Origin of the sequence: Planctomicrobium limosum (genome assembly GCF_051465645.1) — a bacterium.
Lineage (GTDB): Bacteria > Planctomycetota > Planctomycetia > Planctomycetales > Planctomycetaceae > Planctomicrobium.
Genome location: NZ_CP195790.1, coordinates 1,752,668 through 1,779,667, shown reverse-complemented (window position 1 = coordinate 1,779,667; position 27,000 = coordinate 1,752,668). Strand labels below are relative to the sequence as shown.

The window sequence follows — 27,000 nt, the reverse complement described above, 5'->3', positions numbered from 1 at the left end:
CCAATTGATCAGAGGTCGTTGACCAAAATTTCAGACCTTGAATATAAGCTGCCCCGGTCTCAAAGGGAGCTGCTCATTCTGGGTAATCAGGCGTTCGATTCATTCGAATGCTGAAGTGGACAGATGGTCAGACCTCTGGTTCATCCCGTTTCTGCGAGTCAGAAGCAGAAATTGGAACAGCGATAGCGACTGCAATTTCAAACATGTTCACTGCCCATCGAGTTTGGATCAGCCTGGCGATTGCTGGTTGCCTGTTATTGGCAATTGGCAATGGTGGTTGCCAGTTGATGATCCCGGACTCGACGGACATGACGGTGTCCAAGTCGCCATTGAAGCCGATCGTTGAACCTCGTGACGTCATCGATATCGAGGTCTTCTTTGTGGATCGCCATATCGGTGATCCGCTGATTGGTGACAGTTTGTGGAGTTCGCTCTTTCCGATCTCTTCGTTGGCGAGCGAGAGTCGCAAGCGTTTAACCGATGACGGATTTCGTTATGCGATGTCCCCATCACGTCCGCCGCGCTCGCTGCAATCACTCTTCGCGTTATCGAATGATCAGGACCCGACACGCCGTGTGATCCCTCGTCGCTATACCGTCCCGTCAGGACAGGAAACATTGCTGATGATTTCCAGTCCACCGAACGGAACTCCGGTGTCGCTGAAACATAATGAGGGGACAAAGCAGCTCGAACTGAACGATTCGCATTGTTTACTCAGACTCTCTGCGAAGTATGTTGAAGAAGGTTGGGTGAACGTTTCCTTGTTTCCTGAGATTCGACACGGAGCGAATGCTCTGCGTGCGATTGCCACAAATGAAGACTGGCAGTTTCGCGAACAGCAGCAGTCGATTCCGTTGTATCAACATCGTCTTTCTGCAGACTTGAATGTCGGTGAAGTGATCATTCTGGGAATGGAGCCGAACGCTCCGGATTCCCTTGCATCACGTTTCTTCCGCGCGGATCTCTCCCGGGGAATCGAACGTTTGATTCTGATTCGGGTGCTGGACACTCGACAAGTCAAGCCGGTCCGCGAAACAACTGGTCGGTCAGATAGCACGTTATAGAAACGTTCTGTACGTTGCTGATCTTGTCCTCCTTGACTGCTATTTCTCAGCCAGTCATGCAAACTGCTTTCTTCTTTATCGTCGGACCGATGAGTTCGAACGCGACTTCTGAATCGTACAGATGCTCCTCACTCTAGATGCATCTCACTTCCAGTGACCATGCGCAAAATGCTTCCCGTGCGACACTCTGTAAATTCAGGGGTGGTCAAACGGATGCGCTGCGGTATCGTGGACTTATGGATTCTGTTTCGGACTACGGACTTCGCTCTCTGTGTCTGCTGCTTCAGTGTGCGTGATTGAAGTCAATGAACTGCAATTCGTTCGATCACTCTCCTTCCGTTGATGTGTGGGATGGATCAGTCAGCCTGACCGTTCTGTCTCACTTCCTGTGTTTGGTCACTACATTTGAGCTTGATGTGATTTGAGAGCGGTTCTTTCCCTAAGCAAGGAATGAACCGGGAGAATGCAACTTGCATTCAACACACCCTGAATCTTCTCTGTTGAGTTGTGTTTCGATGCATCAGAGAGGCAGGTTGAAATCTGAATCGAAGTGGTGAGATCAGTGTCATGAAGCTCGTATCTCATCAGGTGACGCTGTGATTGTGTGACGATGTGGTTGACCTGATCGGTCTACGAAGCTTTTGAAAGGAAGAACAGCGTGCCTGTTTCTGAAATTTCTCCAAGAGTTCTCAAACTATTGAAGCGTCAGGCTTCTTCAGAAACCAAATCACAATCAAATAATGAACTGCCGCTACGAGATGAGTTGTTCAGTCTGGATCAACTAGAACGACATGCAAAGGTTCTTGCTGCCGCTCATCGCACAACTGTAGGGCGTATTCGAAATCAGCTGCTTTCACGTCTTTCAGAGAACGAAAAAATTCTGTTGGACACGTACGACCTTGTCGAATCGGCAGCGAGTCAGGATCGTCGTGTTGAACCTGCCGCAGAATGGCTGATCGATAACTTCTACCTGATTGAAGAGCAGATCCGGTCCATTCGCAGGATGTTTCCGCCTTCGTATAGCAGGCAGCTGCCACATCTTGTTGACGGGAAACTCGCCGGGCTTCCACGCGTGTATTCGATTGCATTGGAGATCATCACTCATCTTGATGGTCACATTGATATGGCAAGTCTGGACGAGTTTATTTCGTCCTATCAGGAAGTTGAGAATCTGAAACTCGGCGAGTTGTGGGCGTTGCCGCTGATGCTGCAACTTGCATTGATTGAGAATCTGAGACGCGTCGCCAAACGCATTGCTTCTGCTCGACATGATCGTGATCTTGCAACTCAATGGGCAGAGCAGGTGTTTCACGTTGTTGAGGATCACCCGAGCGATCTGATTCTGGTGCTCGCGGATATGGCGCGCTCCAAGCCGCCGCTGTCAGGAGCCTTCATTTCTGAGCTCACTCGACACATACAAGGTCAGAATCCCATTTTTTCCTTGTTGAATTCGTGGTTGGAGCATCGATTAACAGAACAGGGACTGACTACGGAACATCTGATTTCAGTTGAAACGCAGGCACAGGCCGCTGATCAGGTCTCCATTGGAAACAGCATTGGAAGTCTACGATTTATCGACGCTTCCAACTGGCGAGACTTTGTCGAGAAGCACAGCATTGTTGAAAAAGCATTGTCCGACGATCCAGTAGGAGTCTATCAGAAGATGGACTTCGCCACCCGGGATCGTTATCGACACGCTGTCGAAGCGATCGCTCGTCGCAGCAAGTACAGTGAGTATGATGTCGCCAGGAAGACAGTGCAGCTTGCTGAAGATTCCTGTCGTCTTGATGCAGCTGCGAGGTCGTCACATTTAGGTTACTTCCTCATTGATGATGGCCGTCTGGAGTTGGAACGTGCCGTTCAAATGAGCCGTTCGTTCACTGTCATTATTGACAAGATTCGTCGCTTCGCCCCGTTGGGGTGCTATCTCTTTGCAGTCGCTGCTGTGACTGGGATTACTCTTGGAGCATATCTCTTTGCGCTCAGTTTTTACCCGATGAGTGGGGAGATGTTCGCTCTGCTGACTGTGGGGGCCTTGCTGGCAGCGTCGAGTCTGGGAGTTTCTTTGGCGAACTGGGTTGGTTCGCAGTTATTGCGACCTGAACCCCTTCCTCGAATGGACTTCGAAAACGGAATTCCATCAGAGCACCGAACTGTAGTCGCTGTTCCTACGATGCTGACAGGCGCTGCGGGAATCGAACGTCTGCTCGATTCATTGGAAGTACGGTTTCTGGCAAACCAGGATCCCTGTCTGCACTTTGCGCTTGTCACTGATTTCGTCGATGCTGATCAAGAGTTACTCCCAGGCGACGACGAACTTGTTCGACTGATCTCTGAGGGAATTACGCGGCTCAATGACAAGTACGGGGATGATTGCAACGACCGCTTTTATTTGTTCCATCGAGGACGTCAATGGAATGAACAGGAAGGGGTCTGGATGGGCTATGAACGCAAACGCGGGAAGCTTGCTGACCTGAATGCGACGTTGCAGGGGAGGACTGGACGATTTTCAAATGTGGTTGGTGATATCGATGCGCTCCGTGGTGCTCGATACGTCATCACGTTGGATACCGATACTCAGTTGCCAAGAGACGCAGCGTTTGAAATGGTGGGATCTCTGGCTCATGTTCTCAATCGACCCGTGTTTAATGCAAAGAAGGGACGGGTCGTAAAAGGATACGGAATCCTGCAACCGCGGGTGGGGATCAGTCTGCCGAGTGCGTTGAAGTCACGCTTCGCCCGAATGAACACAGACGATCCCGGAATCGACCCGTACACCCGAGTTGTTTCGGATCTGTATCAGGACCTCGCGGCAGAAGGTTCGTATATCGGTAAGGGGATTTACGACATTGAAGCCTTCGAACGCAGTTGTGAAAACTTCCCTGAGAACACGATTCTCAGCCACGATCTGATCGAAGGAGCGTACGCACGATCTGGCTTGCTCAGTGATGTCACACTGTTTGAAGATTTCCCGTCCAGTTACCTCGCAGATATGTCCCGGCGTCATCGGTGGACGCGCGGTGACTGGCAGATCGCTCGATGGATCTTGCCGTGGATTGTTGATCGCGAAGGGAAGGCTACACGCAATTCGCTCTCGCTCCTCTCTCGGTGGAAGATCTTCGATAACCTGCGACGCAGTGTCGTCCCGATTTTCACAATGCTGTTGCTGCTGGCGTCATGGGCATGTTCGACAGCCATTGCTGGAATCTCACTTCTTCTCGTTGCCGTCGTCACGTTCATGCCACTCGTTGTCGATTTCGTAACAGACAGTGTTCGAAAGCCGATCAATCTTCCATTGAAGATCCATCTGCGATTTACCTTTGCTGCATTGAGACGGCAGTTCTACTTGAGAGTGCTGGAGTTGGCACAACTGCCGTATGAAGCATTCTGCAACGCGGACGCAATCGGCCGGACGTTATTTCGAATGTTCTGGTCGAAGCGCAAACTGTTGGAATGGCGAACCGCGAGCGATGCGGAACGAACGACAGATGGGAGCCTGCTCGGAACCTATCGACAGATGGCGCCGGCACCAGTGATTGCTGCAGGCTCGCTCATTCTCCTTGCTGTGTATACTCCCAGTACGATTGTGATCGTAGGCCCATTGATTCTTGTCTGGGCCGCTGCTCCGCTGATTACATGGCGTATCAGTCAACCGATCCAACGTCGAGTTCCGAAGCTGTCAGAGAAGCAGCTTCGCTTTCTGGCGGTTCTTTCTCGTAAAACGTGGCGATTCTTTGAAGAGTTTGTCACTCAGGAAGAAAACTGGCTGCCTCCAGATAACGTCTCTCAAAATTCAGGAACAGTCATTGCGCACCGAACGAGCCCGACGAATATCGGGATGGCGCTCCTCTCTGAACTGGCGGCGTACGATTTCGGGTACTGCTCTGCAAGTCAGATGATCGCGCGTGTTCAGGGAACATTTTCAACACTCTCGCGAATGGAACGATATCAGGGGCACTTTTATAACTGGTATGACACACGAACTCTGGTCCCGTTGAATCCGCACTATGTATCGATGGTGGATAGTGGAAATCTGGTCGCCAATCTTCTGGTGTTGAAGAATGGATTTCTGGAATTGCGTGAGTCGCCAATCTTGTCGCCGCGACTCTTTCAGGGAATGCAGGAAACGCTGTTTGTGCTGCACGACGTCGTAAAGGAATCAAATTCCAATGGGGCAAATTACGAGATCATCAGAATTGTTGAACGGCAACTTGATGAACTGCGCGCTCGCCCAACTTCTTTGAACGCGGCCAATTCTCTCCTGACCAGATTGAATACGGCAGCGAAGGAAATGGAAATGCGAGCCGAGGCGGGAACCGATCTCGCGTGGTGGACGGCGACCTACTCTCGTTGTTGTCGTAATCAACTCGCTGATCTGCAAAGTCTGGCTTGCTGGGTGTTAATGCCGACGCCTCCCAAGTTTTTCTGTCAATCCGATTCTGTGCCCATGGCAGGAAACTGGTTCCAGATCTGTGAAGCGTTGGAACAGCTCGATCAGACTGCAACGTTGCAGGAGGTTGCCAATCTGAGAGAGAAGGTAATTAGCAGACTGGAAGCAATGCCTGAGTTTGCTTCGCCTGAGATGAACAGCTGGTTCGAGCAGTTGCTTGAGAGTCTTACCAGAGCGTCGGACAACTGCATCATGCGGATTGAAACCTACAATCAGCTTGTTTCGACCTGCAATGATCTGGCAGACATGGACTTTGAACTGTTGTACAACAAGTCCAGAGACCTCTTCAGAGTCGGGTACAACGTCAGTGAGCGGCGACACGATGTGAGCTGCTATGACCTGCTGGCATCTGAAGCCCGTTTGGCCAGCTACATCGTTGTCGCTCAGGGGGAATTTGATCAATCACATTGGTTTGCATTAGGGCGTCTATTAACGAAGGAAGGGCATCTTCCCGCACTGCTGAGTTGGAGCGGCTCAATTTTCGAGTACCTGATGCCGTTACTTGTGATGCCAAATTTCGAAAATACGTTACTTGATCAGACATGTCGTGCGGTTGTCCGGCGACAGATTGAATATGGTCGGCGACGTGGAGTTCCGTGGGGAATTTCAGAGTCCGGATACAACCTCATCGACCAGTACAAGACTTACCAGTATCGCGCATTTGGAGTCCCGGGACTTGGTCTCAAACGGGGACTTGCCGAAGACATCGTGATCGCCCCTTATGCCACCGCACTGGCGCTGATGGTGGAACCGGAAGAGGCGTGTCAGAATCTGGAGCGCTTGGCTGGCGAGGGATTCCAAGGTGAGTACGGATTCTATGAGGCGATTGACTACACGCCGTCACGAATCCCACCGGGAATGTTCCATGTCATTGTCCGTCAGTTCATGGCGCATCATCAGGGAATGTCGTTTCTTTCGCTGGCTTACCTGTTGTTGAACAAGCCAATGCAGCGGCGGTTCGTCTCCGATCCCACATTTCGATCGGCAGAACTACTACTGCAGGAACGTGTTCCCAAAGCCAGCGTACCAGTATTTCCACATGCGACTGAAGCGAGTGTCACACATATTGCATCTGCCGCTGAGGGTGGTGGAATGCGGGTGATTACCGACCCGAATACATCGATTCCTGCTGTTCACCTGCTTTCAAACGGGAGGTATCACGTTGCTGTCTCGAATGCCGGCGGTGGTTATAGCCGGTGGCAAAATATTGCGGTGACGCGCTGGAGGGAAGATACGACATGTGATCGAAAAGGGGCGTTCTGCTATCTCCGCGATGTGGACAGCGGAGAGTTCTGGTCGAATACCTGGCAGCCAACGGTGACTGCAACCACCGGCTATGAGGCAATCTTCACGCAGTCACGCGCCGAGTTCCGACGCATTGACTATGAGATCGAAACGTACACCCAGATCAGCGTCTCGCCGGAAGACGATGTCGAGTTGCGTCGTATTACACTGACCAATCTCTCTGACAAGGTCAGGACAATTGAAGTCACGACCTATGCTGACATCGTGCTTGCCCCGCAAGCTCAGGATGAGGCGCACGCGGCTTTCAGCAATCTGTTTGTTCAAACGGAGATTGTTCCCGATCGAAATGCGATCTTCTGTACGCGACGTCCCCGATCAGCGGATGAACACCCTCCCTGGCTCACTCATCTGATGAATGTGCATGGCAAGGTGGTTGGAGAGACTTCGTACGAAACAGATCGAATGAAGTTCCTCGGACGTCAACGATCGGTCGCGTCCCCCGCCGCGTTTGATGGAATCAAGCCACTTTCGAATACCGAAGGACCGGTACTTGACCCGATCATTGCGATTCGTAAGACGGTGCAGATTGAACCGAATCAGTCGGTGCGAATTGATATCGTCACTGCAGTCGCGGAATCTCGTGCGGCCATTGAAGCGTTGACTATCAGAAATGCTGACCACCACCTGACGGATCGTGTCTTTGATCTGGCCTGGACCCATAGTCATATCCTGCTGCAACAGATTGGTGCGACAGAAGCCGATGCTCAGGTGTATGGGCGACTGGCTTCGTCGATCATCTATCCGTCAGCGTTGCATCGGGCCAAAGCCAGTGTGCTTATGCGAAATCGGAAAGGTCAATCTGGTCTTTGGGGTTATGGGATCTCTGGCGACCTGCCTATCGCTCTCGTTCGAATTCGTGATGGAGAGCAGATTGAGCTTGTCCGGCAAGCGGTTCTGGCACACAGCTACTGGCGACATAAAGGATTGTCTGTCGATCTCGTGATCTGGAATGAAGACGATTCTGTTTATCGCCAGACGCTGCAGGATGTCATTGTCGATATCGTTGCGGCCAGTTCTGAAGCGTCTTTGATTGATCGTCCAGGGGGAGTCTTCATTCGTCGCGGCGAACAGATGTCCGACGATGACCGTGCATTGCTGCAAGCGGTCGCTCGCGTCGTCTTGATGGATGATCGCGGCACAATTGCCGAGCAGGCCACACGTCGTCCCAAGGTGGTCAATTCGATCCCCTATTTCAAGCCGGTGCTCGGGCACGTCGTTTCCGAGACTCCCGATCCACCTCCGCATCGCGATCTGGCATTCTTCAATGGAATTGGAGGCTTTAGCCACGATGGACGCGAGTATGTGATGATCTTGAATCCAGGGGAGACGACTCCAGCGCCCTGGGTGAACGTCATTGCGAATGCTCAATTTGGAACAGTCATCTCAGAAGGCGGAGCGGCTTACACCTGGGCGGAGAACAGCCACGAGTTCCGTATCACCCCCTGGAATAATGACGCTGTCGGGGACATCAGCGGCGAAGCGATGTACCTTCGTGATGAAGAGACCGGGCATTTCTGGTCACCGACTCCACTCCCTGCTCGCGGCAAGAATTCATACGTCTCACGTCACGGGTTCGGCTACAGCATCTTTGACTATACGGAAGGAGGAATCACGACGGAGCTTTGTGTTTACGTCGATATTGATTCTCCGGTCAAGTTCTACAAGTTGAAGGTCCATAACCATTCCGGCAGAACTCGATATCTCTCGGCGACGGCCTATTGGGAACTCGTACTGGGCGACATTCGCAGTAAATTGCTGCTCCATGTCGTGACAGAATCAGACACCAGCAGCGGGGCAATTCTTGCGCACAATGTTTACAGTCAGGAGTTCAACGATCGAGTTGCCTTCATGAATTGCAGTGAAGCAAACCGAACGATCACTGGCGACCGGCGGGAGTTTCTTGGACGAAACGGAAGCCTCGCCAAACCGGACGCAATGCGGCGTGTGCGTCTCTCCGGTCAGGTGGGAGCGGGGTACGATCCGTGTGCCGCAATTCAGACGCCGTTCTCGCTGGCGGATGGAAGCGAGCGAATTATCACGTTCACTGTCGGGGCCGCTCGTGGGGCAGGGGAAGCGCGAATGCTTTCCCAGAAGTTCCGCTCGGTTGAAGTTGCGCACCGATCAATTGAACGGGTCTGGGATTATTGGAGTCGAACGCTGGGTGTCGTGCATCTCGAAACTCCAGATGCGTCGGTCAATTATCTGGTGAACGGCTGGCTAGTCTATCAGACGTTAGCTTGCCGCATGTGGGCACGTTCTGGATTCTATCAATCCGGTGGCGCCTTTGGCTTTCGAGACCAGCTTCAGGACGCGATGGCATTGATCTATGCCGAACCTCAGATCCTGCGTGACCATCTTTTGAGGGCGTCAAGTCGTCAGTTTATCGAAGGGGATGTTCAGCACTGGTGGCATCCTCCGGTGGGGCGTGGAGTGCGGACCCACTTCTCGGACGATTACTTATGGTTGCCGTTGGCCACGTGTCGTTACGTTGCCAGTACAGGTGATACCGGAGTATTGGACGAAAGGGTTCCGTATCTGATTTCCCGTCCGTTACGTGATGACGAAGAGTCGTACTATGACTTGCCGCAGGTTTCAGAAGAACAGGGAACCTTGTACGAGCATTGTGTGAAAGCGATTGATTTTGGTTTGAAATTTGGCGAACACGGCTTACCGCTGATGGGGTGCGGTGACTGGAATGACGGGATGAATCTCGTCGGACAACATGGAAGAGGGGAGAGCGTCTGGCTGGGCTTTTTCCTGTTTCATGTATTAACTCAGTTCTCGAATCTTGCCCGACAGAGAGGCGATGTGACGCTTGCCGATCGCTATAACGTCGAAGCGGGGCGTCTGCGCGGAAACATCGAGAGACATGGTTGGGATGGTGAATGGTATCGCCGCGCTTACTTTGATGATGGGACACCATTGGGATCGGCTCAGAACCAGGAATGCCGAATTGATGCGATCTCGCAAAGCTGGTCCGTTCTCTCCAAAGCCGGAACGCAAGAGCGAACCAAGATGGCGATGGACAGCGTGAACGACAAGCTTGTGAAGAGGAAGGACCGATTGATTCTGTTGCTGGATCCGCCGTTTGATAAGTCGGACCTGAACCCCGGGTACATCAAAGGTTACGTCCCCGGTGTCCGCGAGAATGGCGGGCAATACAGCCACAGTGCCATCTGGACGGTGATGGCCTTTGCAGAATTAGGAGAGACAGAACGTGCCTGGGAGCTGTTCAGACTCATTAACCCGATTTCTCACGGGGCAACAAGTGACGACAGGCTTCTCTACCGTGTTGAACCGTATGTCATTGCCGCAGACGTCTATGGAGTCAATCCGCATACTGGGCGCGGAGGGTGGACGTGGTACACCGGCTCGGCGGGGTGGCTGTATCGGTTGATTGTCGAGTCGCTGCTGGGGCTGTCGCTGCAATGCGATAAGTTAAGAATCGCGCCGAAGCTCCCGGTTGACTGGAAGAACTTCAAGATCCACTACCGCTATCGCGAGACGTTCTATCACATCACCATCAATCAAAATCATCCTGGTGGGAGCAACAGAACGCTGAGCCTCGATGGCGCTGCCGTTTCAGAGGACTTCATTGTGCTTCAGGACGACAGAGTCGAACATGAAGTCGTACTGGAAATCAACGAGTAATGTTTGAGCATGTTTTCCCAAATCCACCTACTCGCAGCAGGGGCAGACTTCAGGAATAAGCAACTGAAGCGTCGCCGAGTATGAAGTCGAGGCGTACTCCTCGGTCTTTTCATCATCCCGTTTCAGGTGGGCGACAATCAGATAGCGGTTCCCGGACTTTGGAGTATATGAGGCCATGCCATTGGTGGATGTCATGCGTTCGTATGTCTCGTCAAAGCCCTCCTTCAGGTCGACTCCTTGAGGAATAAAAGAGACCTTGGTGTTTGCCAGCGGTTCCCCCTTCCAGAGAAGTTTGACCTCAATCGGCAGGCCCGGCCCGGTGAAGAGGACAGGGTGAGAGACCGGCACGATTTCCAGTGCATCGCCAGTCGGTTGCTTCCAGACTTCACTCGGGTCCTTGAGCTTGTCGAGCAGGACGCCAGCAAGGAAGAAGGTCTTGGCGCTCTTGATTGAACGAACGGTTTTCCCGTGGCGGACAATGTTGTCGTACTTATGTGAAACAAGGTACGTGCCGGCATAGGAACCTGTGAAGCGACATGTCCAGTAGCCTTCGTCTGGAGCGTATCCGACATCCTTCAGACGCGGCAACAGGTCGAGTTTCACACCACTGGGGAGAATGATATTCAATGAGGATCCATCCAGCTTCAACTTGCTTGCAAGTTTGAAATCTCGATGGTCGTTACCATGGTTCCCGAGTTTCAGGTCAATCAGAATCGCATCGCCAGTACGAATCACACTGGTATTGGTTTCAACCCAGGTATCGTGTGCGAGTGAAACGCTGCTTGTCAGAATCAGGCAGATGAGAACTCGAAGCCCGTGCATGTTCATTCTCCCGTTCAGTTCAGTCGAAAGCAGGATTGCAGCCAGTGAGACGGTTGCTGTGCGGAGACTTCAAAGATGCGAGCGACTCTATAAAACCGGCCGCATACAAAAACGTATGCGGCCGGGCATTGTGTCGCAATTTTGCCTGATCACCTGTGAGGAGATGCAAGTTGAGCAATTGTTCGTTGTTCAACTCGTGACGTGTCCTCAGGTCATCTGGAACAGTCCTGATTTAGTCTTTGCGGGCGCTGTAGAGTTTTTCTGTCGTTGCCCAGAGACCGGCTGACGGTGTTGGGATGAAGAAGAATTCTTCCCCATCGGCAGTCTTGTTCCAGCCTTGCTGCAACTGGTCTGGTGTATATCGCTTCCACATTTCAGCGAGGTCGGCGTACTCGAAGTTCACCTGTTCGATTTCTTCTTTGGTCAGGTGACCAGGAGCATATCGAATTGTGAATCGGCCTTCGGATGACCCGTGAATCAGGTGGGCGGTGGCGTGCGCCAGATCGATCATGTCTTCCTGAAACGCATACTGCTCCAGCACCTTTGGAGTGCCGCAATAACCGTACTTGCGGATCAGTGCGTCGACGTCATCCTGTTCACCAAACCGCTTCAGACCAGGGGCGAGAATCAGCAGTTCGCCGCCGTCTGCCATGGCCATACGAGTACGGTAAATGGCTTTGTTCGCAACCCAGGTACTGAAGAATTCATCGCCCTGCATAACGCAGACCACTTTCTTCAGTGGCTTGTCGAATGCAGTGATATTCTGCTCGCGAGACAACTTGGCGGCATCGAGATAGGTGTCGAGATCGTCACCGATGAAGCAACCGGTGTGAACCAGTTCCTGATGCTCATCCCGAGCCATGACGACCTGAATATAGAAGTCCTTCAGGTGAGTCAGGTACTTGTCTTCAGCCCAGTTGAACAGAGCACGCAATGGAGTGATCAGGTTCCCGAGGTTGTTCTCGATCCCGCAGGTGGCTGCCATCATGTGTGCAGCGCAGATCATATCTTTGCCGCCCACGCCGATAAAGTAGTTCTTGTTGTGGTTCGCGAACCCGAGCACTTCGTGTGGAACGACGTGACCGATGTTAATGATCCAGTCCCATTCTTCTTCAATCAGCATCTTGTTGAGAACGACTGGGATCTCCCAATCAGCAAGTCCGCCGCTGGCTTCTTTGACTTGCTCGACTGGAATGACGCCAATCTGAACTGATCCATCGCGCCAATCATGAGCGTGGATCTTCTCTTCCGGGATCGAACCAAACATCCAGGTGTTCTGCTCTGGAGTGTGTGGAACGTGCTGGCCGAGAGTCGGAATCACGTGGACATCGGCTTCATCTTTCAGAAGGTTGTACAGCGTTTCCGTCAGCGCTCCGACGTAAGCGTGAGCGCGTGTGATGTCTGGCGGAAGCAGCAAAACGCGGCGTGGATTCGGTCCAAGGCGACGACGAGCTTCAGCGACTGCTTCAGCCATCAGTTCGTGCAAGCGATCGTGAGTGATATGAGGAGAGACTTCGGAAATCCAAGGCATGGGAGACCTTCCAGGACAATTCAGTTGATCAAAATGTTCGCTTGAGCAATCTGAGATGCATGCGTGACAGTCTGCATCTCAGATTGCTGATAAGAGATGTCTTTTGTGCGACGATTACCAGTTCAGGATACTGGCGAAGACCAGTGGCGCAACGATGGTTGCGTCAGACTCGATGATAAACCGAGGAGTTTCGGCTCCCAGTTTCCCCCAAGTGATCTTCTCATTCGGAACAGCGCCGGAGTAGCTGCCGTAGCTGGTCGTTGAATCGCTGATCTGGCAGAAATATCCCCAGAGTGGAACGTTAGTTCGCTGCAGATCCTGATGGAGCATCGGCACCACGCAGATCGGGAAGTCACCAGCGATTCCCCCGCCAATCTGGAACATTCCCAGTGTGGAGTCAGAGGTGATCTCTGTGTAGAAATCGGCGAACCATGTCATGAATTCGATGCCGGTTCGAACGGTATGAACGTTCTTCACGTCACCTCGAATGACGGCAGCTGCGTACATGTTTCCGAGCGTGGAGTCTTCCCATCCCGGTGTGATGATCGGCAGATTCTTTTCGGCCGCTGCGAGCATCCAGGAGTTCTTCGGGTCAATCTGGTAGTACTCCTGGTACTTACCGCTCAGCAGGACCTGATAGAAGAACTCGTGAGGGAAGAAACGTTCGCCAGCTTGATCGGCCTTGGTCCAGACTTCGATCATGGCCGTTTCCATTCGACGCATCGCTTCCCCTTCAGGGATGCATGTGTCGGTGACTCGGTTCATGTGTCGGTTCAGAAGATCTACTTCTTCTTGAGTCGACAGAGTTCGGTAATGCGGAACTCGTTCGTAATAGTCATGGGCGACCAGGTTGAAGACGTCTTCTTCCAGATTTGCCCCTGTGCAGCAGATCAGTTGGACTTTGTCCTGTCGAATCATTTCAGCAAGAGAGAGCCCGAGCTCTGCGGTGCTCATGGCGCCTGCCAGAGTGATCATCATCTTGCCTCCGGCGTCCATGTGGGCGGAGTAGGCATCGGCCGCGTCAACCAGAGCGGCGGCATTGAAGTGCCGGTAGTGATGATGGATGAATTGTGTAATTGGGCCAGCAGGCTGCTTGCTCATGTATCCGTCAAGTTGTATCTGAAGGAAGAGAAGGAGACGTTTGCGAAATCACATGATTCAGAATTGCTGCCGTCTCAAGCCGGTTTCGCCGGATGAAAATGTCAGCAACAATTGGCAACTCCGCAATTCGATGAAGTGCCTGAAATCACATGAGATTGCAAAAGACATGGGAATGATCGAATCAGAAATCCGGTTCGATTCCAACACGTTATTAGAACACATATTGCTCTGCATTTCATGCGTTCAAACCCGTATCGATAGAGATTGATGCACTGCTTTCACTGAGAATGCTGGGAGCGTGAAATTTGGTACAAGTGATGCGGATTTCAGTGTCAGCTTTTTGAAGACAACCGATACGGAACCTGCGTTGGTTCCTCTATCGTTCTCGGAGTGTCTTACTCAGCCGGTGATGCCGGGAGCCATAGACGTAGGATAACGGGACTCTGCTGGGGCAGAATTTCGATCGAACCGCCATGAAGTCGGAGGATTTGCCAGCATTTAGAGAGGCCGAAGCCCAGTCCGCGGCCAGCTTGTCGACCGGAGTAGAACGGATCGAAGGCGTGCAGACGTTGAATCGGATCCAGTCCCGGGCCGGTGTCTTTAAAGTCGATGCGGATTCCATCGCGATCGGTACGCGATTCCGCACTGAACTCAATTTCAATACTCCCGCGTTCTTGGGAAGGCATCGACGAGATGGCAAACTGCGAATTTCGGATAAGTTCGGAGAAGACAATCTCGATCTGGTGCCGATCGACGTCTGCCAGAAAATCCTGCGACGCTTTCACGGAACACAGAATGTTCTGCTGTTCGAAATCAGACTGAAAGCGACCGAGAACCGTGTTCAGAATGGCAGCCGGAGAGCGAGTTTCCTTTCGCGGAAGCGGAGGTCGGGCGAATGACATCGTGTCGCCGATCATATCTCGCACCCGATACGCCTGAGCACCGATATTTTCGAGAGCTCGCTTCCGTTCCGGGTTGCTCTCTTCCTTCAACAGTTGTGACGTGCGTCCGATGATGCTCCCCAAAGGGTTGTTGATCTCGTGGCCAGCACCGGCTGAGTATTCGGCCAACGATTCCAGTTTCTGAGTCTGTAATTCGTGCTGAAATCGAATGGCCCATGTGAGTAGCGTCCCTGTCATTGACAGCCACTCGTGATTCAACTCGGATCCGAATTCTGCAGGAAGTGCAATCGCGATCTCAGGAATGCCAGCCTCTGTGGCAACCTGAACGGTGTGCCAGATCCATGTTTCGTCGCCTGATCGCAACTGGTTCAACTCCTCAATGGCTTTGAGGAAGGAAGTCAGCGGCGGGAAGCAAATTCCCCAACAGTTGGAGACGGTTGTCTGCTGAAGCGAGATACTTCCGCAGGCGAAACTGAACGGGGAAAGCGTTTCAGAAGATGTCGTCTGGACTGCGCCCTGAATCTCGCCGAGATGCGGGATCGACCAGAGCAGCAGGCATCGATTCAATGAGAAATTGTGAGACCACGCCGTCAGCAATTCCAGAGCGATCTTTTCAGCTCCGAGCCAAGGCGGGCATCGTTCGAGAAGCTGTGTCGGACTGACTAGAGGCTCACTACGTCGGGGATCAGAACTGTCCGACGTCATGCCCTTGCATCCACTCTCAATGAATTGAATGAGCACCGGTGAGTAAGCTCAGGAATCACGGTAAAGACGTGTCGAATTCAACCAGTTTCGATCAAAACTGCGCAGCCGTAAAGGCGTGTTCAGACAGATTGATTCCGAGAGGTTGTGAATGACAGAGAGCTTACATCAGTCAAATGGTGCAGGAATGCACAAGCAGTTGATAGAAGGTGGCTCGATATGGAATGAAAGAATACCTATCTGCTGCGCCATTTCTGGCGCAGCCGACGATATTTCTCATGTTCCCGATCAAGGGAGAGAACTCTACTTCGAAACTTCGAGATCCAGCAGGCGGCAGGCCCGTTGAATCAGAGTTTCAATTTCGAATGGCTTCTGAACGAAGTCGTTCGCACCTGCATCGCGGAGTTCTTGAATCCGATCGGATTCAACCATGCCGGAGATGCAGAGAATTTTGACGTCATCCAAAGATGGGTCACTGCGGACGCGCTGGCAGACTTCTTTCCCGTTGATGTCAGGTAGCATCACATCCAGGAAAATAATGTCCGGGCGATATTCCTTGACCATCATGCCGGCATCAAAGCCGTTGTTCGCGGACCGGACTTCAAATCGTCCGTCTGCTTCGAGTGAATCTCTCAGCAAGTCCACCAAGTCACGATCATCATCGACGACCAGAGCTTTGCGTTTACCGCTTTCAAGCGCATCGGTCGGGATGCCGTTGTCCTTCATGAACTTATAAAGGACATCCCGGGGAATGCGACGGAACCGCGATCCGGGAACGCGGAACCCTTTTAATTGACCAGAGTCAAAGCAGCGAATGATCGTCTGTTGGCTGACCTTACAGATCTTGGCTGCTTCGCCTGTCGTAAAGACCGTTTTCATCGTGCTCCTATTCTCCCTTCCAGCTATCGCAGTCAACCTATCCTCAGGTCAATGCTGCAGCAGCCGAGCACTCACGGCGCACCGAGATCTAAGATTCGCTTCGGTTGCCTTCGTCCGTGAAGAGTTCACCAAAACTATGAGTCCTGCCAGCAATGCGAAGTTTACCGGCTTACCCAACTACACCGATTGTATCTATCTTTCGAAATCGGTCAATGCGGGTTGTCTCATCAGCTTTATTGATATATTTGACGCATTTTCCCGGTCTTAACATGCGGGGTAGCAAGAACCTAACGAAAGGGGACTCCTGTTTGTACTCATGTCATCGGCCGGAGATTCTGGGTAAATTCGGCAAAATTAAGACTGATACTTCGGAATTGCAGGTTCTGGAACTTCCTGTAAAAGCCTCGTGACGATGCCGTCTGTATCAAAACCTTCGGCTTGAGCCTGGAAGTTGGGGGAAATGCGGTGTCTCAACACAGGAATCGCCACTTTACGTACATCATCAAACGAGATCGTTGGTCGTCCGTCCATAGCCGCCATGGCTCGAGCACCATGAATAAGGTACTGGCCAGCACGCGGCCCGGCACCCCAATCCACCAGTTCACGAATGAACTTAGGTGATCCTGAGTCTTTGGGGCGAGTTGCGCGAACAAGTCTCGCAACATACGTGATGATGATCGGAGCGATTTCGATCTGATTGATTTGCTTTTGCAGGAACTGAATCGATTTTGCGCTGAGGACTTTTCGAACTTCAGGACGTTCGCCTCGGGTTGTCGCCGCGAGAATCCGTTCCTCTTCGTCCAGATTTGGATACTCGACCTTCACATTGAACATGAATCGGTCGAGCTGTGCTTCCGGAAGGGGATACGTTCCTTCCTGCTCGATTGGGTTCTGAGTCGCAATCACGAAAAACGGATCTGGCAGCTTATATGTTGTCTGCCCCGCACTGACTTCGTGTTCCTGCATCGCCTGAAGTAGAGCGGCTTGCGTTTTGGGCGGTGTTCGGTTGATTTCGTCCGCGAGAAGAACGTTCGTGAAGACCGGTCCCTGCATGAACCGGAACTCGCGACGGCCGGATTCGGTTTCTTCCAGCACATTCGTCCCGGTGATGTCTGACGGCATCAGGTCGGGTGTGAACTGAATTCGCTTGAATTCGACGTCCAGGATTCGTGCGATTGTGCTGACGAGCAGTGTCTTGGCCAACCCGGGAACCCCGACCAGCAGGCAGTGTCCACCGGTGAAGATGGCAGCAAGAAGTTGCTCAATAACGGCTTCCTGCCCAATGACAACCTTCTGGAGCTCGTCCATCATCAGTTCGCGGTGTCGACGGAATTTCTCAAGGAAGTCGTCGAAGTCTTTGCGATCGGCAGCCAAGGGGACTCCTTTTGCATTCAAAAAGACACGGCCGGCAGTCTCTCCAGCGATGATTCCAGGCTAGAGGACTCCATGCTAACGCCGACGCATCCAAGATGAAACTGCGTACGGCAATACGGCAACGCCATTTCGCCCTTATATATATAGTGAAAGAGGTGACCTGCGCACTGGTTGATAGAGGGAAACGTCTGCCGGAATGGCATTTTCATCAAAGGCGGATTCTGCCGCAAATCAATTACAACAGGAAAACGTATTGTAACGCGCACAATCGGTACAGTTTGACTGATCGACATTCCGATAACTCAATCAGGACCGTCTCCCCGTTCCCGCTGTGAGGGGCGTGGGCGGATGAGCACGATCTGAAAAAGTGATTTTGGAAAAGGTCTGTCGCAATCCATTGATGGGTTGATGGCAGGTGCTTGTTCTCGGGAATTTGCTCTTAAGGAGCAGGTAGATGGACTTGTTTGAGTCCGACGTGACTGCGTGTCTACCTGAGTCGGGGCGGTTTTTCGGGACGAGTGTTGTAGGAATTTTGGATTCCTTCTCGTCGATCGCCGACCGTGAAGCGGTTTTGGCAAGCCAGTCAAGGACGTACTGATGCGGATTCAGCCCTGGATGAAAGCGGTGGCGGGTGCAGCAATGCTGCTGGCTTCCCAATCCCCCCTCTCCGGACAAACACCAGACGCGGGCGGTCCCTATAACGATGGGATGAGCCCGGGGGGATACGGTGGCGGATATGATTTTTATCCAGCGCCGGGGCCGGCTGGTGGATACACCGATCCGCAAACAATCTACCCTCAGGGAATTCCTGAAGGGTATCAGCCTTGGCCACAGATCAGCCCGTTTCATCCGGGGAATGTGGGTCAGGAGCAGCATTATAATCGCGGCGGCCTCTGGTTCCGTGAGTTGCTGTATCGCCAGCGGACGGTTGAAGGATCGATCGAAGCGATTGCGTTAATTTATAAGAACGCAGGCGATGCAGCGATCGGGTCACCGTCGGATGGCTTCATGGGGCTGAACGGTTCCATTTCGTCTCCGGACGGCGTGCCTGTTCCGCCTTATGCCGGAACGTATCCGTCTCCAACGACGTCAACACCGCCACCTCTTGGTTGGTACACAGTCACACCGTTGGTGTTTCCGTTCCCTGCTTTGCATACGGATGCAAGCACCTATGTCACTAATTCAACTCGTCTGTACCCGAATTTCAATACGCGAGTCATGGGGAGTCCCGGGACTGACGCGGGGATTCGAGGGCGACTGGGATACTTCAATGAAGATGATTCCGGGGTTGCCGTCGTCGGTTGGTGGGGCGGTGAAGGAACCTCTTCGTTCAGCCGGGGTGACGAGTTCATCAATGGAATTCGTGTCAATCAGTCTCTGACTTCCGCATTGGGCGGCCAGAATCTGACTCCAGTGAACGGAAACATTCCGCTCTATAACGGACAGAATACTATCGGACCAAACTTTGGTCTGGGATCAACAGCCAAGTACGACGTCTATTACGGTGTCAAAGCGACAACCCAGGCTGCTGGTGCGAATGTCAACATTTACCAGCAATCGATCTACCGTGGCGATGCAATGAAGCTTCGTCCAATGTGGGGGATTCGCTATCAGTACATCGGAGAGACTTTCGACTTCCGCGGTGTGGACAGCGGTTTCACCTATCAGGTAAACGGTGCGACCACAACGGGAGGAACCGGTGGAGGAACTGGCAGCACTGCAACAGCCAGTACCGGCCGACCTGTCGCAACATCTCTGACTCGACTTTACGATCAGTACACTGCCAGCTTGCATAACTCTGTTGAGTCGCATATTGCCGGACCTGAAATCGGTTTCCGATTTGACCTCGGTCAACAGCGTGGTGGGTTCAAAGTTTGGGGAGAAACCAGCATCGGTATCTCTGCAAACAGCGAAGAGATCAACCTGTACGGGAACAACATCGGCGACCCACTGTATGATGCTCGATTCGGCGGATATGCGGTCCCACGAATGTTGGATCCGGCGTTTGTCTCCGAGTTCAATTCCTCACGCAACTCAACGCACGTCTCACCAGTTTTTCAGCAATCGGTTTACGCGGATATCGATGTCGTCGACGTCGTCCCGGTTCTCCGAAAGATGTCAGCCTTCGAGAATGCGACGTTCCGAATCGGTTACACATTCCTGTGGGTGGGTGAAGTTGCTCGACCATCAGAGAGTATTAACTGGCAGGGCTTCCCGCTGTATCCGGAAATTAACATTGACCGGTCCAGCTGGTGGGCAAATCAGTTTAACTTCGGTTTCAACTGGACATTCTAAGTGGTGCGGCCACTCGGTTGTCTGAAATTGAAATTGTTGGTGTACGCTTAGCCTAGGGGGGCAAGCACGAATCACCCCGGTCAAATTGGCCGGGGTGATTTCATATCCACATACTGCTTTTGTGGACCGGATCAACTCCGGAAGTCCGGCAAGCGGAATGTTGCTGCGAATGCAGGAGGGGTCAATGAAACATCGAATTCGGAACTCACCTCTTTGCCTGTTAATGACCATTGCCTGCCTGGGAGCAGGATGTGGGCAGACGCCGATCGAGCAGCCAGTCGCGGTGAATATTGAGGTACGACTTGATCATCCATTAACACATGCGGAAGTGGCATTGTTTCTGGATGTGGTCCGGGAGTTTCCTGGTGAAACAGTGCCTCCCTTCTCAAGTATGGATCTCCCATCATTACGGCATAACGCGAAGCTGCTGGAACAGGTTCGTCAATTGCGTCTGGCAATTCGTGACGCACTGAGCCCAGAACGTCAGGGCCAGGAATGGCGACAAGATGCCAGATTGAGTTCGATGTTTCGCCGGTTGAATCTCGAACCGGAAGTTTTTGCAGTCCTCTCGCTGAAACTCAGTTCAGCATGGTCAGCTCAGGGAATGCTTGAAAGCGCGCGGTCGCCGGAATCGCGGCAACAGATTGACCGTAACATCACGGAATCCGCGTTGAAACTCCTCCAACTGGATGGAAGTGAATCGCAGGATTCCCCAGCGAATGCAGATCTGGTGGCTCAGCAGCTGATCGTTCTGGAAGAGTTGATTGCTCTGTCCGAATTTCTGGCGCTCACGGCTCAGGTGTCTGAAGAAAGCCTTGATGTCATCGCGGCTCACAAAGAAGAACTTGCATCAACGTTGCCGCATGTCGGGACTGGACTGTCGATGGCGGCGGAGATCAGATAGCAACATTCAGGTGGCGAGACTTTGATGGCGACTTTCCCAAGTGACTTCTCGAGTCAGAACGAAGAAAATCGGCGTTGAGACGGGAGTGGTCCTGGTCGTAACATGAGATCAGATGAGGCTTGCCCGTCGCGTCGTCATCCGTGCGGGCTGGGAAGATCTTGAATTGCCCAATTGTCAGGGAGCCCTCTTGTCAGCTATGGTTCCCTGACCAAATTGGCACTGGCAACGGAGTGAATCTCAGGGCGAAAATTCGGTTGAGAGTTCTTTCAACTGAAGTCGACCACCAGAGATGCATCGAATGTCAGTGTCGGGAACTTTGCTTCCAGAATAGCGTGACAAATACGGTCAGTGACAATCAGGAAGGCTTTGGGATCCGTCGAAGCTTGGTTTTCAAGTTTGACATTCCAAGGTTTTCCGGAATGGTTGCCTGACTGCTGTCTTCATCGACAGTGAACATTGAGTCTGCTTTCGATTTCAGTTCTTCAGTTTCAAGGAGTGCATAGGGTATGGCGGAACGAGTCATCATTATCGGATCTGGGCCCGCCGGATGGTCTGCTGCAATCTATGCTGCTCGAGCAAGCCTTGAACCTCTCGTGATTGAAGGCGAAATGACCCAGGAAAACTGGGATCTGGGGCGTCCTCCTCTGGGACAGCTGGCCATTACAACAGAAGTGGAAAACTACCCTGGATTCCCGTCTGGGGATCTTTCCGCCTATCTTGAAAATGCGTTGCCAGCAGAGCGTCGTCAGATGATGGCTCCGCACCAGAAACATGGCGTCAGCGGACCAGAGTTGATGGAATTGATTCGCCAGCAGGCAGTCAATTTCGGCACCCGGACATTGATGGAAGATGTCACTGAAGTAGATTTCTCCAAGCGGCCATTCAAGCTGAAAACTTCAGGCGGGGCCACTTACGAAGCAGAGTCAATCATCATCGCGACCGGGGCACGAGCAAACTACCTGGGGCTCGAGTCCGAGAAGCGTTTCAAAAACATGGGCGTTTCCGCTTGTGCAGTGTGTGATGGTGCGTTGCCACGTTTCCGTGATCGCCCATTGGTGGTCATTGGCGGCGGCGATACGGCAATGGAAGAGTCGGATTATCTGGCCAAGTTCGGTTCCAAGGTCTACATCGTCCACCGACGCGATTCATTCCGGGCAAGTAAAGTGATGGCAGAACGCGCTATCAATAACCCGAAGATTGAAGTGAAGTGGAATTCTGTTGTTGATGAAGTCCTCGGGACCGACGCGTCCGGAGTGACGGGAGTTCGAATTCGCGGCACAGACGACGCCGGCAAGACTGAGGAACTGGAAGTCGCCGGTTACTTCGCTGCGATCGGTCACACTCCGAATACAGAGTTCCTCAAAGGTCAGCTGGAGATGAATTCCAAAGGGTATCTGAAATGGACTGTTCCATTTCGTACCAATACGAGCGTTGAAGGAGTCTTCGCGGCGGGTGACGTTGCCGATGACAACTATCGTCAGGCCATCACGGCAGCAGGGTCAGGCTGTATGGCAGCACTCGATTGCGAACGCTGGCTGTCTCTGCAGGGTGTGCACTAAGCAACCAGCTTGAACGGCGTTTTAAGAACGTGACTACAATTGGATAAGCCATGCCTTATTAGAATGGGGCATGGCTTATCGCCCGTTCTCTTCGAGTGATTTGTGGACGCAGTGATTTCACTTGTCGTTCGAAATGGTGAAGTCATTTGGAACTGGTTGAGCTGTGATTACGACAATGTCTGGCAAGTGTGGGGCGATTTTTGTTGCCGGATAGAATCTTGACCTGTGGAATTGAGTAGGGCGAACCCGGGCAGTGGGCGTCGGCGCTGGATAAGCCATTTGGAACACCGGATGGCAATCTGAACGCTGAATTCCTTCTTCATGTGTATTGGACAACTTGCGGGTACCAAATGTTTCCAGGGATCAAATAATGTCGCTTGAGGGATACTCTCCGGAGTTGTCGCTTGCGTTAGACGCCGCAAAAAGTGCGGGCGAGATTCTTATTGATTATCTCGATCATGGTGTTCAAGTCCGCGAAAAGGGTGAAAGCGACCTCGTCTCTGATGCGGATTTAGCCTCTGAGTCGGTGATCGTGGACATGATTCGCAACACCTTCCCGAATCACCAGATTCTGGCGGAGGAATCGTTCAATCACTTACAGGGAGACGGGTTCCTGAACACCTTTGGATTATTGATCCACTCGACGGAACCACAAATTTTGCCCACGGAGTCCCGCATTTCGCGGTTTCCATTGCGTACCTGCATTGTGGCCGCGTTCAGTGTGGCGTGGTCTATAATCCGGCGAGGTTTGACTGGTACGTTGCTGCTCGCGGGGCAGGGGCCTGGTTCAACGATACGAGAATTTTTGTAAACGATCAGGCATCTCTGTCGCAGTCACTGGTTGGTTTGGGGTTCTATTACGATCGTGGAGCGACGATGGAGGCCACTCTCGCAACGATCCATAAACTCTTTAAGACCGGGATTCACGGGGTCCGGAGATTTGGGACGGCATCGCTCGATCTGGCACATGTTGCTCGTGGGATGTATGGTGCCTTCTTCGAATACCAACTCGCGCCATGGGATTTTGCGGCAGGGTTATTGCTTGTGGAAGAAGCCGGTGGACGCTGTACGACCGCAATTGGAACCCAGTTGCCGTTTGCGAAAACGAGTGTGCTGGCAAGCAATGGGAAATTGCATCAGCAGATGCTGAGTATTATTGATGAGACCGCAGGACACCTCTTCGTTCGCTCATGATTTCCGAGTGAGGATGAGTGAGAAGTTCGCAGCTTGAGTTTGAAGACTGAGGTCGGCTAGTTGTCCCGAGCAGATGTTATGGATTATTCGCAATTCAATCAGGAACAGCGTTTTCGCTCCATCTGGAACTCGGTGCGAATCGTTCGGCCTATTCCTTATACGCTCTTCACTTTCGGAGATACTGACCTTCAGTATTTTGTGGTTGAAGAGCCGGAATCGCCAATGGGGATGGTGAGAGTGAGTCGTGGAAAAGTGGACGTCACTCGCCCCTTGCTCATCACCCCGTACAACTCGCCTCCAGAGTTCCGGAATTTATGGGAAGACCAGGAATTCTCTGAAATGGTCGATTTTCTGATGTCCCGAACGGCTGCGTTTCGGAATCTGAAGATTGAAAACAAGCAATTAAAGTCTGAATTGACCAGCGACAATGTGGAAGAAGTTGTTGCCAGACTGAATCGGCAGCTGGATTCGGAAGATGAGGATCGGATCGCGATTTTAACCGCTCCTGCCAATCTGGGACCGCTCGCAATCTTGAAACTCACAACCGAACGGATTATGGAAAGTGCTCGTGGAAACATACAAGAACTGCGTGAGCACGGTTTCTTGCCAGAATAATTCTCTGTAACGTATTTGAAATGTCATTTCCCTGCGGTGATTGCTCCGTCACCAGATCTCAGATTTCTGTGATCGAAGATGTTTGTGCGTTGTTACTGCTGTCCTGTATTCACCCGGCCTTGGGATCAGACAATTCATGGCGTTGGCTCATTTGAAGCTGGGACTCATCGGGACCGAAATCGACGGCGCCACGCATGAAGCCATACAACGGCAGCCGCGACTGCGAATTGTTGAACTGTTTGACCCCTGTCTGAATTCTGCTCAAGCAGCGGCTCCACAGTTTGAAGCAATCTACTCTCCCAGTCTGGACGGCTTATTGCGTCGTACTGACGCGGTCATTGTCTCTGACGTCAAATGGATGGGCCCTGAGCCAATCATTCGGGCCGCAGGTTTGCAACGCCCGGCGTTGATTCTGTCGTCTGTCTTCGGTCTGTATTCCATTTCGGATCTCATGCGTCTGCAACATTTCAGTGAGCTGACGAGCACGCTCTTGATGCCGGAACTTTCCTGTCGCTGGGCGAGGGCGACATTACGTCTGCGAGAACTGACGGCAACACGACTTCAGTCAATCGAATCGATGGAAATCATCTGTAGCGTGGCTCCTGATAGTCATGACGAACTGATGGTTTTCGACTGGTGCGTCAATGTCGTGCAGTCGGAGTGTCTGAAGGTCCGTTCGAACCCGACGGGTCATGAAGTGACTTTGGGATTTCGCAGAACGCAGCGAAACGGCGAGCCTGTCACTGTGCATCTGAAATTCGAGCCAGCCAGTGAAGCCTGTCCGGTTCAGATGCGGTTCCCGATTGTGAAAGGAACTGTGAATTGCCGCGGCGGTCAGCTGCAAATTCATGGAGAACAGGACGTTGCCTGGTCTCTCGCTGGTGAAGCAGAGAAAGTCGAGTCATTGCAGTCGGACAGGACTGCAATCGATGTGATGTATGATCTGTTCGGGCGACGAATTGTCGGCGGGCTTGTACCTGTCCCTGATGTCCGAGACCTGATCAAAGCGAATACGATTCGGGCCGCGCGCATTCTCAGTCAGTCGGACTCTACCGAGATCCCCCTTTAGTAGGGGAAACACTGGGGGAATTCGCAGCATTCGCTTGGTGAGAAGCGGAAGCGAGTTTCGCCTTGAAGTGTTGCATCTCACGACTCTCTATGCTGCTGAATGATGGCTGGCTGATCTCTGAACAACCACTTGCCAGTCTGAGTTATTTCGGGTTCTCGACGAACTCAACTCATCAGTTGGAACTCGTTCATTGGCACCTGTTCTGGTTTGTGCTTGCAGTTCTGATTGTCTTTAAGGCAAATCCCCAATTGCTACCGCCGTCGAAGCGGGCGAACTCCGTGAAATTCAGGACGCATTCATTGCATCGGAACAGACCTGAAAAGATGGGAACGGTCGACCCTCCGATTCTCTCTTAACATTTTGCGAAACAACAGGTTGTGCTTCTCTTCTGGTGCATCCATCGGGTCAGCTTGGTTGATCAGCAACCGATCAGTTGGGCATCACACAGCCAGAAATTGCTTTTATGGAGCATTCTGGAAAACTTGAAATCTTTGCAACTCTTTTGTGTTGCTTGAGATGCGGAAGTTAAACAGGGTGGAACGTTCGCATTGGTATGACGCTTGCATAACCCTCACTCAGGAATCAGAAGACGTCAGTGAAAGTTGAACAAGAACTGGTGAACGGAAATTCTCAGCTCATCAAGTCATCAAACAGTTCAAATCTGCTGACGTCAATAACACTGAATCGTTCCCTTTGTTTGTCTGGTCTGTCGTGTTTTAGACCTGACGAAATCTTGGGAGCTCGACAGGGAGTCTGTCATGAAGGCTTACGAAGAACTCACTTGGGATCGAGGTGTTGACCGAGCTGTCGGAACATTACTGATGCTTGGGTTTGCACTTTCGATGGCGTTGGTTGGGTGCGAAAAGCGGGAAAAAATCTTGGAGATCGATACTCCTGGTGCGGACGTGACGATCGAGAAGAGGACTGACTTGACCGGTGACCAGAAGATCGAGATCAAGGAAAGATCAAGCCCAGTTACGACTGATTAGAGTTCATGATCATCAATGACTGCGTGGTGCCGTAGCCAATCTCATGGCGAGATGAGTCGTTTAGTTAGCAACGAATGATTTGCGGTTCTCGTTCCGTATGAGTGTATTTTCATATGCGTTTATGCGAATCGATTATCCGCATTAAATATTAGTGTCCCTCACTGGAGAAATAACATGTTGTCTTGGGCTATCACATTTCTGATTATCGCGTTGATTGCCGGCTTCCTGGGATTTGGCGGTGTCATGGGGACTGCGGCTTGGGCTGCACAGGTCTGCTTCGTCGTCTTTCTGGTCTTGTTCGTGGTCTCACTTTTGACGGGACGCAGAACCCCGACCATGTAGCGAGCGTCTAATCTGATGGTTTCAGGAATTGCCGAGAGACTGGTCTTGAAACGGCGAGTCAAAGCGGTGACTGGACGCGATCATCTTTCTGAAATCGTTTGATTCACTGAGTCAGGGAAGTACATGAATCACGGAGATGAAGTTGCGGTGTGCGTCGTGACATTTCGAGTACGAAGGCGTCTCTAATAAGAATCAGCCAAAGCAATCTTTCCTTTAGGGGACTCTCAATGTGAATGCGTCGGCGTTCGAGGA

The 27,000-nt window shown here is 52.1% G+C and carries 16 protein-coding genes and 1 pseudogene; 11 read left to right on the top strand and 6 right to left on the bottom strand.

Going from position 1 to position 27,000, the window contains the following annotated elements; genetic code table 11:
- Window positions 1–107: 107 nt before the first annotated feature.
- Together SH527x_RS06660 and SH527x_RS06655 are read left to right on the top strand one after the other, a co-directional pair.
- Window positions 108–1,064: a hypothetical protein gene (locus SH527x_RS06660; protein WP_437193871.1), complete on the top strand. Its 957-nt coding sequence runs from the start codon at window positions 108–110 to the stop codon at window positions 1,062–1,064.
- Between the two features lie 658 nt (window positions 1,065–1,722).
- Entirely contained in the window at window positions 1,723–10,470 is an 8,748-nt protein-coding gene (locus SH527x_RS06655; protein WP_437193870.1) for a GH36-type glycosyl hydrolase domain-containing protein, read from the top strand.
- 27 nt (window positions 10,471–10,497) lie between these two features.
- Here the strand turns inward: SH527x_RS06655 and SH527x_RS06650 are convergent, their stop codons facing one another.
- The 6 genes from SH527x_RS06650 to SH527x_RS06625 all read right to left on the bottom strand — a co-directional run bounded on the left by SH527x_RS06650 (window position 10,498) and on the right by SH527x_RS06625 (window position 17,718).
- Window positions 10,498–11,292 carry a DUF4198 domain-containing protein gene (locus SH527x_RS06650; protein WP_437193869.1) on the bottom strand — a complete coding sequence of 265 codons (795 nt, stop codon included), beginning with the start codon at window positions 11,290–11,292 and terminating at the stop codon, window positions 10,498–10,500.
- A gap of 232 nt (window positions 11,293–11,524) precedes the next feature.
- The gene (locus SH527x_RS06645) at window positions 11,525–12,823 is read right to left on the bottom strand and encodes a lactate racemase domain-containing protein (protein WP_437193868.1); all 1,299 of its coding nucleotides are present in this window, start codon (window positions 12,821–12,823) and stop codon (window positions 11,525–11,527) included.
- A gap of 114 nt (window positions 12,824–12,937) precedes the next feature.
- Entirely contained in the window at window positions 12,938–13,924 is a 987-nt protein-coding gene (locus tag SH527x_RS06640; RefSeq protein WP_437193867.1) for a deoxyhypusine synthase family protein, read from the bottom strand.
- A gap of 395 nt (window positions 13,925–14,319) precedes the next feature.
- Window positions 14,320–15,531, bottom strand: coding sequence for a sensor histidine kinase (locus tag SH527x_RS06635; protein ID WP_437193866.1), 1,212 nt, complete (start codon window positions 15,529–15,531; stop codon window positions 14,320–14,322).
- A 300-nt stretch (window positions 15,532–15,831) separates the two neighbouring features.
- Complete coding sequence (locus tag SH527x_RS06630) at window positions 15,832–16,407, bottom strand: response regulator (RefSeq protein WP_437193865.1); 576 nt, start codon at window positions 16,405–16,407, stop codon at window positions 15,832–15,834.
- A gap of 354 nt (window positions 16,408–16,761) precedes the next feature.
- Complete coding sequence (locus SH527x_RS06625) at window positions 16,762–17,718, bottom strand: AAA family ATPase (RefSeq protein ID WP_437194595.1); 957 nt, start codon at window positions 17,716–17,718, stop codon at window positions 16,762–16,764.
- Between the two features lie 660 nt (window positions 17,719–18,378).
- Here SH527x_RS06625 and SH527x_RS06620 point away from each other — a divergent pair.
- The 9 genes and pseudogenes from SH527x_RS06620 (at window position 18,379) to SH527x_RS06580 (ending at window position 26,748) form a co-directional block, all read left to right on the top strand.
- Complete coding sequence (locus tag SH527x_RS06620; RefSeq protein ID WP_437193864.1) at window positions 18,379–20,076, top strand: hypothetical protein; 1,698 nt, start codon at window positions 18,379–18,381, stop codon at window positions 20,074–20,076.
- Window positions 20,077–20,260: 184 nt separating this feature from the next.
- Entirely contained in the window at window positions 20,261–20,980 is a 720-nt protein-coding gene (locus SH527x_RS06615; protein ID WP_437193863.1) for a hypothetical protein, read from the top strand.
- 506 nt (window positions 20,981–21,486) lie between these two features.
- Entirely contained in the window at window positions 21,487–22,539 is a 1,053-nt protein-coding gene (locus tag SH527x_RS06610) for a thioredoxin-disulfide reductase (RefSeq protein ID WP_437193862.1), read from the top strand.
- 370 nt (window positions 22,540–22,909) lie between these two features.
- Window positions 22,910–23,080, top strand: a pseudogene (locus SH527x_RS06605) (hypothetical protein); the annotation flags it as partial.
- A 41-nt stretch (window positions 23,081–23,121) separates the two neighbouring features.
- Window positions 23,122–23,733, top strand: a complete 612-nt coding sequence (locus tag SH527x_RS06600) for an inositol monophosphatase family protein (protein ID WP_437194594.1) — start codon at window positions 23,122–23,124, stop codon at window positions 23,731–23,733.
- Window positions 23,734–23,811: 78 nt separating this feature from the next.
- A complete protein-coding gene (locus SH527x_RS06595; RefSeq protein ID WP_437193861.1) occupies window positions 23,812–24,348 on the top strand; it encodes a hypothetical protein in 537 nt (178 codons plus the stop codon).
- A 136-nt stretch (window positions 24,349–24,484) separates the two neighbouring features.
- On the top strand, window positions 24,485–25,417 hold the full coding sequence (locus SH527x_RS06590; RefSeq protein WP_437193860.1) for a hypothetical protein: 933 nt from the start codon (window positions 24,485–24,487) through the stop codon (window positions 25,415–25,417).
- A gap of 758 nt (window positions 25,418–26,175) precedes the next feature.
- Complete coding sequence (locus SH527x_RS06585) at window positions 26,176–26,406, top strand: hypothetical protein (RefSeq protein ID WP_437193859.1); 231 nt, start codon at window positions 26,176–26,178, stop codon at window positions 26,404–26,406.
- Between the two features lie 174 nt (window positions 26,407–26,580).
- Entirely contained in the window at window positions 26,581–26,748 is a 168-nt protein-coding gene (locus tag SH527x_RS06580; RefSeq protein WP_437193858.1) for a DUF1328 domain-containing protein, read from the top strand.
- Window positions 26,749–27,000 lie beyond the last annotated feature (252 nt).

Coding starts and splice junctions, on each gene's coding strand:
- SH527x_RS06630 (WP_437193865.1), bottom strand. CDS start 16,407: ATGAAAACGGTCTTTACGACAGGCGAAGCAGCCAAGATCTGTAAGGTC.
- SH527x_RS06615 (WP_437193863.1), top strand. CDS start 20,261: ATGAAACATCGAATTCGGAACTCACCTCTTTGCCTGTTAATGACCATT.
- SH527x_RS06620 (WP_437193864.1), top strand. CDS start 18,379: ATGCGGATTCAGCCCTGGATGAAAGCGGTGGCGGGTGCAGCAATGCTG.
- SH527x_RS06650 (WP_437193869.1), bottom strand. CDS start 11,292: ATGCACGGGCTTCGAGTTCTCATCTGCCTGATTCTGACAAGCAGCGTT.
- SH527x_RS06635 (WP_437193866.1), bottom strand. CDS start 15,531: ATGACGTCGGACAGTTCTGATCCCCGACGTAGTGAGCCTCTAGTCAGT.
- SH527x_RS06585 (WP_437193859.1), top strand. CDS start 26,176: ATGAAGGCTTACGAAGAACTCACTTGGGATCGAGGTGTTGACCGAGCT.
- SH527x_RS06610 (WP_437193862.1), top strand. CDS start 21,487: ATGGCGGAACGAGTCATCATTATCGGATCTGGGCCCGCCGGATGGTCT.
- SH527x_RS06660 (WP_437193871.1), top strand. CDS start 108: ATGCTGAAGTGGACAGATGGTCAGACCTCTGGTTCATCCCGTTTCTGC.
- SH527x_RS06595 (WP_437193861.1), top strand. CDS start 23,812: ATGGATTATTCGCAATTCAATCAGGAACAGCGTTTTCGCTCCATCTGG.
- SH527x_RS06625 (WP_437194595.1), bottom strand. CDS start 17,718: ATGATGGACGAGCTCCAGAAGGTTGTCATTGGGCAGGAAGCCGTTATT.
- SH527x_RS06580 (WP_437193858.1), top strand. CDS start 26,581: ATGTTGTCTTGGGCTATCACATTTCTGATTATCGCGTTGATTGCCGGC.
- SH527x_RS06590 (WP_437193860.1), top strand. CDS start 24,485: ATGGCGTTGGCTCATTTGAAGCTGGGACTCATCGGGACCGAAATCGAC.
- SH527x_RS06645 (WP_437193868.1), bottom strand. CDS start 12,823: ATGCCTTGGATTTCCGAAGTCTCTCCTCATATCACTCACGATCGCTTG.
- SH527x_RS06640 (WP_437193867.1), bottom strand. CDS start 13,924: ATGAGCAAGCAGCCTGCTGGCCCAATTACACAATTCATCCATCATCAC.